Source organism: Herbaspirillum sp. B65 (assembly GCF_000333555.1).
GTDB classification, from domain to species: domain Bacteria; phylum Pseudomonadota; class Gammaproteobacteria; order Burkholderiales; family Burkholderiaceae_D; genus Herbaspirillum; species Herbaspirillum rubrisubalbicans.
On sequence record NZ_BADI01000307.1, the window covers coordinates 1 to 12,819 of the forward strand.

At 59.6% G+C, this 12,819-nt stretch carries 12 protein-coding genes; 6 read left to right on the forward strand and 6 right to left on the reverse strand.

Annotation, left to right across the window (positions count from 1 at the left end; translation table 11 throughout):
* From I5W_RS07850 to I5W_RS07875, 6 genes are all read left to right on the forward strand, one after another.
* On the forward strand, positions 1-264 hold a 264-nt coding region (locus I5W_RS07850), incomplete at its 5' end, for a hypothetical protein (protein ID WP_044528813.1).
* Between the two features lie 446 nt (positions 265-710).
* Entirely contained in the window at positions 711-1,820 is a 1,110-nt protein-coding gene (locus I5W_RS07855) for a hypothetical protein (RefSeq protein ID WP_044528814.1), read from the forward strand.
* A gap of 15 nt (positions 1,821-1,835) precedes the next feature.
* Positions 1,836-3,035: a toxic anion resistance protein gene (locus I5W_RS07860; RefSeq protein WP_252716941.1), complete on the forward strand. Its 1,200-nt coding sequence runs from the start codon at positions 1,836-1,838 to the stop codon at positions 3,033-3,035.
* Positions 3,036-3,046: 11 nt separating this feature from the next.
* The gene (locus I5W_RS07865) at positions 3,047-4,000 is read left to right on the forward strand and encodes a substrate-binding domain-containing protein (protein WP_050010636.1); all 954 of its coding nucleotides are present in this window, start codon (positions 3,047-3,049) and stop codon (positions 3,998-4,000) included.
* A complete protein-coding gene (locus tag I5W_RS07870) occupies positions 3,993-4,628 on the forward strand; it encodes a vWA domain-containing protein (protein ID WP_050010637.1) in 636 nt (211 codons plus the stop codon). Before I5W_RS07865 ends, I5W_RS07870 begins: the two co-directional genes overlap by 8 nt.
* Complete coding sequence (locus I5W_RS07875) at positions 4,625-5,251, forward strand: hypothetical protein (protein ID WP_148289056.1); 627 nt, start codon at positions 4,625-4,627, stop codon at positions 5,249-5,251. The genes I5W_RS07870 and I5W_RS07875 overlap by 4 nt, the downstream gene beginning before the upstream one ends.
* Before the next feature lie 76 nt (positions 5,252-5,327).
* Here the strand turns inward: I5W_RS07875 and I5W_RS31130 are convergent, their stop codons facing one another.
* The 6 genes from I5W_RS31130 to I5W_RS07900 form a co-directional block, all read right to left on the reverse strand.
* Positions 5,328-5,795 carry a hypothetical protein gene (locus I5W_RS31130; RefSeq protein ID WP_083893487.1) on the reverse strand — a complete coding sequence of 156 codons (468 nt, stop codon included), beginning with the start codon at positions 5,793-5,795 and terminating at the stop codon, positions 5,328-5,330.
* Positions 5,796-5,998: 203 nt separating this feature from the next.
* On the reverse strand, positions 5,999-7,117 hold the full coding sequence (locus I5W_RS07880; RefSeq protein WP_017453915.1) for a hybrid sensor histidine kinase/response regulator: 1,119 nt from the start codon (positions 7,115-7,117) through the stop codon (positions 5,999-6,001).
* A complete protein-coding gene (locus tag I5W_RS07885) occupies positions 7,114-7,770 on the reverse strand; it encodes a chemotaxis protein CheB (protein ID WP_083893488.1) in 657 nt (218 codons plus the stop codon). Before I5W_RS07885 ends, I5W_RS07880 begins: the two co-directional genes overlap by 4 nt.
* Positions 7,767-8,618, reverse strand: a complete 852-nt coding sequence (locus tag I5W_RS07890) for a CheR family methyltransferase (protein WP_017453917.1) — start codon at positions 8,616-8,618, stop codon at positions 7,767-7,769. Before I5W_RS07890 ends, I5W_RS07885 begins: the two co-directional genes overlap by 4 nt.
* Positions 8,603-12,136, reverse strand: a complete 3,534-nt coding sequence (locus I5W_RS07895) for a response regulator (protein WP_050010638.1) — start codon at positions 12,134-12,136, stop codon at positions 8,603-8,605. The genes I5W_RS07890 and I5W_RS07895 overlap by 16 nt, the downstream gene beginning before the upstream one ends.
* Positions 12,137-12,367: 231 nt before the next feature.
* Positions 12,368-12,819: DUF1345 domain-containing protein (locus I5W_RS07900; RefSeq protein ID WP_044528817.1), on the reverse strand; the 452-nt coding region annotated here is incomplete at its 5' end.

Consider the following 12,819-nt stretch of genomic DNA (forward strand, 5'->3'; position numbering starts at 1 on the left):
GGCGCCCTGTTGCTACCGGTGGTAGCAGCCCATGCCCAGACCAGCGCCACCCTGCCCAAGGTCGAAGTGACCGCCACCCAGGAATCGGACTACAAGGCCGACAAAGCCTCCTCGGCCAAGTACAGCCAGCCGCTGGTCGATACCCCACAGACCCTGACCGTGATCAAGAAACAGGACCAACTGGGCGATGAACATAGGTTTGCCGCGCTCAAGCGGCTTGGTAAAGAACGAAGTCGTACATTCACGTCAATATCCAATATTTAGCCGGCCCGCCATCGGCTAATGGGGATATTGCAGCCTTGGTCGAATTAATCCCTAATTGAGCAAAACCTTAATTCTAGACTTTCGTACAGCATTTCCATTTTACTTAAGCTCTGTGACCACTGACGACGCTGCATCGTCTATTGGTGGTGCCAGAACTTCTTCGTGGAAAAAACACTCCATGTAGTCAATCTCGCCAAGACGATGTCCGTACCAGCCTCTGGCACCCGCCATACTCACCTTACACCGATGCCTTCAATGAATCCGGAAGAACTTCCTCAAATAACATCAAAAAAAAACCGCAATCCCAAGGGGTTTTCGACCCAATTTGCATAACGATTTGGATTGACAGGCAAGAAGCTAACGAATTTGTCACATTCGTTCATTACGATGTCCATGCATCCGGTATCCCGGTCAACAAAAACGTTTAAACACAAGATGGAGCATTGATGAGCTTGAGGAAGATTCTCGGCCCGGTTCTCGCTGTACTGGTACTCGCTGGCGTCGCCGGCGCCGTCTATGTATCCCACACCCGACAGGTCGATTCAGATACGCGGGCCGCGGCCCGGGCCGCCATGGTCCACCTGAAAGGCATGATCGGCTCTGAAAAGGAGTCATTCTTCAACGACCCGTCAGTTGTCAAACTGTTAGCCAAGCATGGCTTTGAGCTGACGGTCGAGAAGGTCGGCTCCCGCGAAATTGCTTCACGCGACCTGGCTGGCTACGACTTTGCCTTCCCGGCCGGCACGCCAGCGGCGATCACGCTTCAGAACAAGATCAAGGCAAAAGAGGTCTTCACGCCATTCTTCACACCGATGACGATCGCCAGCTGGCGCCAGCTCATACCGGTGCTCGAACGGTCTGCCGTAGTGAAAAAGGGCGTGGATGGCGCATGGTATGTGGTCGACATGAGCAAATTGCTGTCCATGAGCGAAAAGGGAATGCGTTGGAAGGACCTGCCCGGGAACACGGCGTTCCCGACCGGAAAAGCCATCCTGATCAGTTCAACCGACGTTCGCAAATCGAACTCGGGCGCAATGTACCTGGCGCTGGCCTCCTATGTCACAAACGGCAACAACGTGGTAGACAACAACGAGCAGTTGCACAAGGTGCTTCCTTTTGTGACCTCGCTCTTTGCCCGCCAGGGCCTGCAGGAGTCGAGTTCCGCCGGTCCCTTCGAAGACTTCACGACCATGGGCATGGGCAAAGCGCCGCTGGTCTTCATCTACGAAAGCCAATTCCTGGAATATCAGTCCAAGCGCGCCCAACCCAATCCGGACATGGTGCTGCTTTATCCCCAGCCGACGCTGTACACCAAGCACACTTTGGTGCCCTTCAACGAGAATGGCCGGCGGCTAGGCGAGCTGTTGTCGACCGACCCGGAACTGCAAAAGCTCGCCGCCGACTATGGCTACCGCACATCAACGCCTGATCTGTTCACTTCGTTCCTGAAGCAAAAGAAGCTTGAGGCACCGACGATCTTGACCGACGTCATCGATCCGCCCTCGTATGAAATTCTCGAACGCATGATCAAGTCCATCGAAGCAAAATTCCAATAAGCCCCGGAGGAACGCATGGAAAGCCAAGAGCAGACAAAGAAATTCACGCTGACACCCCCGGAGGTATTGGAAGAGGTACCGGCGACGCAGGCTACTGAGTCGGTTGAGTTGGCGCCCCAGGTGAAGACACAAGTGGAAAACCAGGTGGCGTCGTTCGTTGCAACCCTGCTCAAGGAAGATGTCCAGAGCGAATCATTTCAAAAGAACCTTGACGCGGCCTTCCGCCTCGGTCGGGAACAGATCTCCAACGCCGCCGCCCTGATGAGCGGTCGTTTCATGGACCGCAATTTCACCGGCATCGAAGAATCTTCCGCATTCAAGGCCATCCAGTCCATGCGTACCCAGCTCGACGAGCTCAACCCCGGACGGCAAGGGGATCTGATGGCGCCCCGCAAGATTCTGGGCCTCATCCCGTTCGGAAACCAATTGCAAGCCTATTTCCGCAAGTACCAGAGCGCCGGGGCGCAGTTGAAATCGATCATGACGCAAATCTACGCCGCCAAGGATGATATGGCGCGTGACGAGATCGAGATCAAGCAAGTACGCGCCAGCCTGTGGCAAGCCATGCTCAAGCTCAAGGAAGCGATTCACTTCGCCGAGCAGCTCGATGCCCAGTTGGCCACCAAGACCGCGTCCCTGCAAGCGACCGACCCTGTGCGCGCCAAGGCCATCGAGCAAGAGGTCCTGTTCTATACCCGTCAGAGCCTGCAGGATATGCAGACCCAGATGGCAGTGAACGTGTTCGGCTACTTGTCGACCGACATCTTGCTCAAGAACGCACGGCAAATGATCAACGGTTGCGATCGGGTGGCCACCACCGGCATGTCTGCCCTGGCGACGGCGCAAACGGTGGCCCGCGCTACTGGCAACCAGATCGAAGTCATGAACATGCTCACCGGAGTCAGCCAAAGTATCGGCAACCTGGTCTCCGACACAGCCAAGCAACTGGATCAGCACGTTCAGAAAACCGGCGAATTCGCCGCCAATCCGCTGATCGGGATTCAGGTCCTGCAGCAATCCCTGGATACCACCTACAAGGCGATGGACGCCATGGACAACTTCCGCTCTGCGGCGATTGAGAATATGGGCAAGAACAACCTGGTGCTGAAGAACCTGCTGACCAAGTCCGAGCAATACATCGAACGCAGCCGGGCCCAGCAAGCCCGCCAAGCCGGCACCACCACTTCCGTCATCGACGGTTCTGTCAATCTCTGAGGAAGCTGCCCATGTTCAAACATATCGCAAGCGTTGTGGCGCTCGCTCTGGCGCTGCTGGTCGCCGGCTGCGACAGCAGCAGCACAAGCGCATTCGGCTCCAGCAACAGCACTGTGCTCACCGTGATGGCTGGCTCCGAGCTCAAGGACATCGAACCCCTGCTGCCGCAGATCGAAAAGGCCACGGGGATCAAACTGCAGCTCAATTACGCCGGCACGCTGGAGGCGGTTGAACGCTTGCAGGCAGGCGACGCCACTGATCTGGCCTGGCTGGCCAACAATCACTATGCGATGCTGGTGCCAGATGCCAAGTCCAAGATCATCGCCTCGGAGCGAACCATGCTCACGCCAGTGGTTCTGGGCCTCAAAGCAAGCAAAGCGAAAGAACTGGGATGGGAAAACAACCCTCAATTGACTTGGAAAGATATTGCAGTCGCCGCCGAGAAAGGCAAGTTCACCTTCGGCATGACCAACCCGACCTCGTCAAACACCGGTTTCTCCGGTCTGCTTGGCCTAGCCAGCGCGCTCTCGGGTAAAGGGGATGCGCTCGAAGAGAAAGACATTGATTCCCAGCGTCTCGCCGCCTTCTTCAAAGCGCAGCGGCTCACAGCGGGCAGCTCCGGCTGGCTGGCCGACGCCTTCATGAAAGAGCAAGGGAAGGTCGACGGCATCATCAACTATGCCTCCACCCTGCAGTCCATGAACAGGAATCCTGAGCTGACCGAAAAGCTGGTCCTGATCTATCCACGGGATGGCATCGTGACAGCAGATTACCCGCTGATGCTGATCAATCCGCAGAAGCGCGCTGACTATGACAGCTGGTGGCCTATATCCGCGGTGTGGAGTTCCAGCGGGAGATGGCAAAACAAACGCTGCGCCGGCCGGTCAATCTTGATGCAATCAGCCCAGGCGACGCCGTACCGGCGCTCGCCGAGCTGTCATTCCCGGCAAAGCTGGCGTGGTTGATGCCATTCTCTATGCTTTCGACAATACCGTTCGCCTGCCCACAGACAGCACCTTTGTCTTGGACACCAGCGGGTCCATGTCCGGCCAGCGCATCGACAGCCTGAAAACCACCATGCTCGGCCTGGCCGGGGCAGATACCTCCATCAGCGGCCGCTTTGCCAAGTTCCGCAACCGCGAGCACATCACCCTCGTGCCGTTTAATCACCGTGTCATCTCCAGCGTGTCGTTTGTCATGGGCGAGAACGCCAGCATGAACCAGCAAACGCTCCAAAGACTGGAGCGCAGCGTCAACGCATTGCGTGCCGATGGTGGCACTGCGATCTATTCCGCCACCCAAACGGCATATGAGAGCGCAGTTGAGCGCCGTCAAAAGGATCCGGCAAGGTTCTACTCGGTGGTGGTGATGACCGATGGCCAGAATGGCGATGGCATCAGCATCGACCAATTCGCCGACTGGTACCGCTCCTTGCCCCCGCAGGATCAAGGCATCAAGGTCTTCACGGTCATGTTCGGTGAAGCCAGCGCCCGCGACCTGAAGAGACTCGCTGAAATGACTGGCGGGCGTCTCTTCGATGGCCGCACCTCGGGTCTGAAGGCCATCTTCAAGGAAATCCGCGGGTATCAATGATGAACAAGCCATCGTTCAAGCTCCAGGTGCTGCTGTTCTTGTACAGCACCCGCAACCTGGCCGGCTGCGTGCTGGCGCTAATCGGCCTGGGCTGCTTCTTTGCTGGCTTCATCAATGACTGGTGGTACGCGATCGTCGTGGCAATGTACGTGGCGGGATGGCTTGCTGCGCCACAGGACAGGGAGCTCAATCTGCAGATACTGCAACAGGAACACGAAAACCAGATGCGGGAGACGATTGACCAGTTGCTCACGCAAGCCGGGTCCAGGTTACCGAAAGAGGCCATCCAGAAGCTCAAAAAGATGGGGGAGACGATCGAAGACCTGGTGCCCAAGATTCAGGCCGGCCAGGTGACCATGCAACACTCCATCGTGCTCATCAATGCGGTGACACGAGATCTGCCGCAGACCGTGCGCAATTACCTGCAGCTACCACCGGCGTTTGCGGCTGTCCATACGGTGGAGGGTGGCAAGACCTGCAAGCAACTGCTGCTTGATCAACTGGACATCCTGGGCAATCAGCTAGCCAAGCTCACGGAGTTGATCAACAAAGACGATGCCGAGGCGCTGATCAAGAATGGGAAATTTCTGCAGGAGAAATTCCAGCCGGTGTCCTTTCTCTGAAACACCGTCGATGCAAAACAGAAGGGGAAGGACGAGGTTGTTGGACGCTAGATCCGACTCTTTTCATGCAGTAAATTCAGGCCGTAGTATCCCAGTAAAAATGAATAAACTCGTCTTCATATTCCGCGACTAGCGAGACGATGAAATCGGTTTTCATCGAGTATAAAAGCACTGCTCCCAAAAATTTCCCAATGGCTTTAAGCGGAAGTTCAGGTCTCACGATTAGATCAACGCATCGGTCAGCGACCAAATCATTAAAACTTCTCTCACTTATTGGTTCAAAAGCGGAACCGGATAGGTAGCCTGCGAAATACTCTTCTCGCCCTGTCCAGCCTTGAAGCCATTCCGAGCAGAGCCAAAAATCAATCCCGTTGTCGCTGTCTGCTTTTGGAGCTCTTGTTATACGTATTGTTTGCTCGCCGTCTGGTGGATTAAACGCATACGGTGGATATACGTGAAAACTTACTCCACGATAGCAACCCAGTCGGTGCATTTTTGTTGGTAGCTTCCCCAGAATATTCTGAAAGTCTTTTTTCTCAAACATACGGTACTTATCTCATCTAGAGCGTCCGCTTCTGGCCGATGCCGTGTAAAAACGCAGAATTTTTCAAGCAGTTCAGAAATCGGCTTATCAGACAGCCGCCATTCAATTTTCGTGACCGATCCGCTTCCGGTCGAATGCAGACTTCTAGTCCTTCTCCTCTTTGGTCCGAGGTCTGCCTTTTCCAGCACGCCACACGCACCAGATCACCGCCGCGGCAACCTCACCGTCACCATGGTCTGCACCTGGTCATCGGAGGTCATGGTAATGCTCCCCCCATGCGCCTTGACGATCTGCTGCGCAATGAACAAGCCCAATCCCAGCCCTTCCTTGCGTCCGATTTCACGCCCGCCACCGCGGAAAGGATCGAAGATCACCGGCAGCAATTCGGCCGGGATCACGCCGCGATTGGCGATGGTCAGCACCACCTCATGTTCGCTGCGGCCATCGAGGCCGATGCAGATCGGGCTGCCGGCCACGCCATGCTGCAAGGCATTGCCCAGCAGGTTGGCCGCGACCTGGGCCAGGCGGTCGCCATCCCAGAAACCGTTATCGTCACCCTCGATGCGGCGCTCGATCACGCTGCCCGGATAGGTGGCCTGGTATTCCTGCACTACCCGTTCCGTGATCTCGCCCAGGCAGGCGCTGGCGCGCGCCAGCGGAATGCCACCGGCCAGGCGGGCGCGGGCCAGATCCAGCATGTTCTCGATCAGCTTGGCCATGCGCTTGCCGCCATTGAGGATCTGCTGCGAAGCTTTCTGCGCCACCTCTTCCTTGTAGGTCCGCTGCAGCAGGGTGGCGGCCATCACCACCGCGCTCAAGGGATTGCGCAGGTCGTGGCCGAGGATGGCCACGAACATTTCATTCATGCGCAGGGTCTCGGTGCGCTCGCGCAATTCCAGCGCCAGCAATTGCTTCTGACGATATAACTGGAAGAACACCTCGGCCTTGTTGCGCAGGATGTGCGGCTCAATGGGCTTGTAGAGAAAATCCACGGCCCCGCTTTCATAGCCCTTGAACAGGCGCCGTTCATCGCGCACACCGGCGGTGACGAAGATCAGCGGCACGTTGCGGGTGCGCTCGCTGCCGCGGATCAGTTCGGCCAGCTCGAAGCCATCCATGTCCGGCATCTGCACGTCGATGAAGGCCAGCGCCACTTCATGCTGCAACAGCAGCTCCAGCGCCTCCAGGCCCGAGCGGGCCAACAGCAATTCGACATCGTCCCGTTGCAGCAGCGCCGAGAGGGCCAACAAGTTTTCGTCGAGATCGTCGACCAACAGGAATTTCACCCGCGGCAGGTCTCGGTCTTTATGTTTTTCTATCACCTGCGTTCCTTTTCCTGGTCATTCCCGGTTACGCCCAGGGTGCGCAGCAGATCGGCGATCTGCGGGAGCGTGAGCACATAATCGATGTTTCCCAGCGCCAGTGCCTGCGCCGGCATGTAAGGCACCTGGGCCTGCTGCGGACTTTGCACCACGGTCACGCCACCGGCGCGGGCAATGGCCTGCAAGCCGGCTGCGCCATCGTGGTTGCCACCGGTGAGCACGATGCCCAGCAGGTGCGGGCCATAGACATCCGCCGCCGATTCGAACAGCACGTCGATGGCCGGGCGCGAGAAGTTGACCAGTTCTTCATTGGACATGGCCAGCAAGGGCCCTTCTTCGCTGCGATCGACCAGCAGATGATAATCCGGTGGCGCAAAATAGATCACGCCGGCCTGGGCCGGCTCCTTGTCCTGGGCTTCCACCACCGGTTGGGCACAGCGATCGGCAAAGATCGATGCCAGCAGGCTGGGCCGTTCACGCGGGATGTGCAGCACCACCATGGTCGCCACAGCCGCCCCGCGGCGCAAGGCCGGCAGGATTTCCGAGAGCGCTTCCACGCCCCCGGCCGAGGCGCCGATGACGATGGCCTCGATGCTGCGGCCAGCGAGGTCATTGAAACCACTGAGCTCACTGTGGGCCGGCCGGGGATTCACAACTCCCCCTTCTTCTGGAAGATGCGATCTTCGCGCACCACTTCATCAAAGGCCGGGCCATGCGAAGAAAACCGCAGCGACTCCTTGGAACCCAGGCCCAGGAAGCCCTTGCGCACCAGCGATTCACGGAACAGGCCCAGCGCACGTTCCTGCAGATGGCGGTTGAAATAGATCAGCACATTGCGGCAAGAGACCAGGTGCATCTCGGCAAAGACGCTGTCGGTGGCCAGGCTGTGGTCGGAAAAGACCACGTTCTTGCGCAAGGACTTGTCAAACATCACCGCGCCATAAGCCGCCGTATAGTAATCCGAAAGCGAAGTCCTTGCTCCAGCTTTCTGGTGATTGCTGGTGAAGCCGGCGATACGGTCCAGCTCGTAGACCCCGGCTTCGGCTTTCTTGAGCGCGGCCTGGTTGATGTCGGTGGCATAGATGATGCTGCGCTCGAGCAAGCCTTCCTCGCGCAGCAGGATCGCCAGCGAATAGACTTCCTCGCCACTGCTGCAGCCGGCCACCCAGATCTTGAGCGATGGATAGGTGCGCAGTAGCGGCACCACCTTCTCGCGCAAGGCCAGGAAATAACTGGGGTCGCGGAACATCTCGCTGACCTGCACGGTGAGGTAATCCATCAATGCCGGAAACACCGTCGCATCATGCAAGACCCTGTCCTGCAGTTGCGACAGGGTCTCGCAATCGAAGCGGATCATCGCGGTGGCCAGGCGGCGCTTCAAGGACGCCCCGGCATAGCCGCGGAAATCGCAGTGGTACTTGAGGTAGATGGCGTCCAGCAGCAACTGCATTTCGATATCGAAATGCCGGTTGGCCAGGGCCTGGTTTATTTGGGCATCCATACGCGTACCAGCGACAACAGTTTTTCCACATCCAGGGGCTTGGCGATGTAATCGTTCGCCCCGGCGGCCAGGCATTTTTCCTGGTCGTCCTTCATGGCCTTGGCGGTCAAGGCGATGATGGGCAGCCGCTTCCAGATGGCTTGCTTGCGAATCTCGCGCATGGCGGTCAGGCCATCCATTTCCGGCATCATGATATCCATCAGCACCAGGTCGATGGGCGCGCCCGGCTGCGCCTGACTGCGTTGCAGCGCTTGCAGCGCCTCGCGCCCATTGCGGGCGATGTCGACCTTCATGCCCTTGGGTTCCAGCACCGAAGAAAGCGCAAAGATGTTGCGCACATCGTCTTCCACCACCAGGATGCGGCGGCCTTCGAAGACCGTTTCGCGGTCGCGTGCCACCTTGAGCAGACGCTGGCTCTCGGGCGGCAGCGTGGTCTCGATCTGGTGCAGGAACAGCGTGACTTCATCGAGCAGGCGTTCGGGTGAGCGCGCATCCTTGATGATGATGGAGCGCGAGAAGCGGCGCAGGTTCTGCTCTTCCTCGGCCGACAGCGAACGACCGGTATAGACGATCACCGGCGGGAACGCCACGTGTTCCTGCTCGGCCATCTTTTCCAGCAACTGGTAGCCGGACAGATCGGGCAGGTTCAGGTCCATCACCATACAGTCGAAGGTGGTCTCGCGCAGGCGCGCCAGGGCATCGGCGGCGGTGCGCACACCGACCAGGTTGATGTTTTCACCAGCCAGCAACTGGCGGATGCTGTCGAGCTGGCGCGCATCGTCCTCGACCACCAGCACGTGCCGCAGACCTTGCAGGAACTTGGCTTCCAGCTTGCGGATGGCACCCACCAGTTCTTCGCGCTGCACCGGTTTCAAGGCGTAGCCGATGGCGCCACGCTCCAGCGCCTCCTGCGAATAATCGGCCACCGACACCACGTGCACCGGGATGTGGCGCGTACGCGGATTGCGCTTGATCTGGTCCAGCACGCCCAGGCCCGAGAAATCGGGCAGGTTCATATCCATCAGGATGGCGCTGGGGCGATACATCTCGGCGGCCGCCACACCCTCGTTGGCCGAATGGGTGACCACGCACTGGAAGCCCATCTCATGGGCCAAGTCGCGCAGGATCATGGCAAAGGCAGCATCGTCCTCGATCACCAGGATCAGGCGCGAAGCCGCTTCGATACGATCGCGGTCGTCGTCGATGGCGATGTCCTGCAGGCGTTTCTGGGGCGTCGGCACCACTTGCGGACCGGGGATGCGCACGTCCGGTGCGGTGGCCACCTGCGCCGCCTGCAAGGTCGCCGCAGCAGCCGCCGGGACCGGCAACGCGGTGCGCATGACGGCCTGCTCGGGGCGATAGACCTGGGGCAGCGAGAGCGTGAAGATGCTGCCTTCGCCGAGGCGGCTTTGCACCTCGATATCGCCCCCCAGCAGGTGCGCCAGGTCGCGCGAGATCGACAGGCCCAGGCCGGTGCCGCCGTACTTGCGGTGAGTGCTGCCATCGGCCTGGCGGAAGGCTTCGAAGATGAACTGGTGCTGCTCGGCGCCGATACCGATGCCGGTGTCGCGCACGGCAAAGACGATGCGCCCGCCCGCATCCAGCGAGATGCGCAGGCTGACCTCGCCCTTTTCGGTGAACTTGATGGCGTTGGAAAGCAGATTCTTGAGGATCTGGCCCAGGCGCTGCATGTCCGTTTCCATGCGCAACGGTACGCCCGGCTCGACCTCGACCTTGAAGCCCAGGCTCTTCTGCTGGGCCATCACGACGAAGCTGGCCTTGAGTTCCTCGGCCAGCTTGCTCACCACGAAGGATTCGCTGACGATATCGAGCTTGCCGGCCTCCATCTTGGACAGGTCCAGGATGTCATTGATCAGGGCCAGCAGGTCGTTGCCGGCCGAAGAGATGGTCTGGGCGAAGCGTACCTGTTCGTCGGACAGATTGCCCTGCTTGTTGTCGGCCAGCAGTTTGGCCAGGATCAGGGTGGAGTTCAGCGGTGTACGCAATTCATGGCTCATGTTGGCCAGGAATTCACTCTTGTACTGGTTGGCCCGCTCCAGTTCCGTGGCCTTTTCCACCAGCACCACCTGGGTCTTGGCCAGGTCTTCCTTCTGCAGCTCCAGCAACTGGGTCTGTTCTTCCAGTTGCGCATTGGTTTCTTCCAACTCGGCCTGCTGGGTTTCCAGGCGCAGTTGCGAAGCCTTCAGGGCCTGACCCTGCTCTTCCAGCTCTTCATTGTTGACCCGCAGCTCTTCCTGCTGGGCCTGCAATTCCTCGGACTGGCGCTGGGTTTCTTCCAGCAGTTCTTCCAGGCGGGTGCGGTCCTTGGAGGAACGCACGGCAATGGCGATCTGGTCTGCCAGGCGTGCCAGCAATTCCTCTTCCTCGGCGCGCACCTGGCGCAGAAAGCCCAGCTCGAACACCGCCTGCACCGTACCATCGGTGGCGGCCGGCACGATCAGCAGTTCGCGTGGGGCGTGCTGGCCGAGCGCCGAAGAAATGTCGAGGTAGTGCGCCGGCACCTCCTTGACATGCATCGGACGGTTGAGCTTGGCCGCCTGTCCCAGCAAGCCCTGACCATCGCGCAGGTGCAACGCTTGCGCAGCATGGGATGGCTCATCGACCTGCTCCAGCGCATAGCCGGCAAAGCGCTGGAACTCGCCGCGCTCATTGCGCAGGTAGATGGCACCGACCTGGGCATTGAGGTAGCCGGTGAGGAAGTCCAGGGTATTTTCGCCCAGGGTGGAAAGACGCTGCTCGCCCTGCAGACGCTCGGCCAAGCCCATCTGGCCGGCGCGGATCCAGGCCTGTTTTTCACGGGCGCGATAGTCGCGCGAGGTGGTCACGGCCGCCGTCGCAATCAACACCAGCAGCAGGATCGATCCACCCCAGGCCACGGCGCTGGAAAAGGCCACTGCCCCACGCCAGTCGGACTGACGCGATGCCAGCAGGTCGCGCTCCTGTTCTTCCATGTCGCGGGTCAGCACCCGCACGCGGTCCATGAACATCTTGCCGCGATCCGATTGCACCACCGCCAGCGCGCCCACCGTGTCGCCATTGCGGCGGCGGCTGATGGTCTCGCCCAGCTCGTCCAGCTTGTCACCCACCACGCGTTCTACCTGCGCAAGCCGCTGCAACTGATCGGGATTGTCGGCGAGCAGTTCGCGCAGCTTGGCGATCTCGCCCGGCAGGGCCGCGCGGGCCTGGTTGTAAGGGCTCAGGTAGGATTCGGTGCCGGTCAGCAGGAAGCCGCGCTGGCTGGTCTCGGCATCCTTCAGGGTCGATACCACGGCCTGCAACTGCTCGCGCACCTTCATGGTGTGGGACACCGCACTGGCCGCCTCACCTCGGCTGACTGAGGCTTCATAGGTAAACAGGGCAATGAGCAACACCGCCAGGATGGCCACGGCAAAGCCGATCAGCGGCCCCGGTGGCAGGGGCAGGCCGGAAAAGGCGCCCTTGTCCTGGCGTTTCAGGATGGCAATACGTTCTTCAGCTTGGCTGGAATAAACCCGCACGGTGCGCTCCGTTGTTGGAATCGTTGGTCGAGCTGCGGGGGTCTGTCGTGCTCTGCCCCCTCCCCTGGATATGACTGCCGGGAAAGCCGCACATGATACCGTCGGCTTCCGGTTTGCGCTGAGCGCCTGGCGCCGGCCGCTGACGCGACACCAGGAGGGCAACAACAGGCCCTAGGACAGGATGTTGTCATTTCGGTTCCGCAGCGCCCACATCTGGCGCGCGCGGCTGCTTCAGTTGCCGGCCAGGCCGGCGGCGATATTGATGGACAGGCCGATGATGGCGGCGTTGAAGACGAAGCAGATCAGCGAGTGCGCCAGCACCGACTTGCGCAGCGCCCGCGAAGCCACGGCCACGTCGGAGGTCTGCACGGCCACGCTGATGGTGAAGGCGAAGTAGAGGAAATCCCAGTAGTCCGGGTTGCGGATGCCGTCGGGAAAACGCAACGGCAGGGCCGCCGCATCATCATCGTCGGCATAGAACAGGCGCGCGTAATGCAGCGTGAAAATGGTGCCGATCAGAGCCCAGGAGCCGAACACGGTAGAGGCCGTGAAGGCATAGCGCAGCAGACGGCCGCGCTCATCATGATGGCTGCTGCCGCCCAGCTCCAGCAGGATCGCCAGCAGGCTGGCCACTGCCGCCACGCAGACCATCACCAATACCACGTGGGCGCTTTCATCCTCGG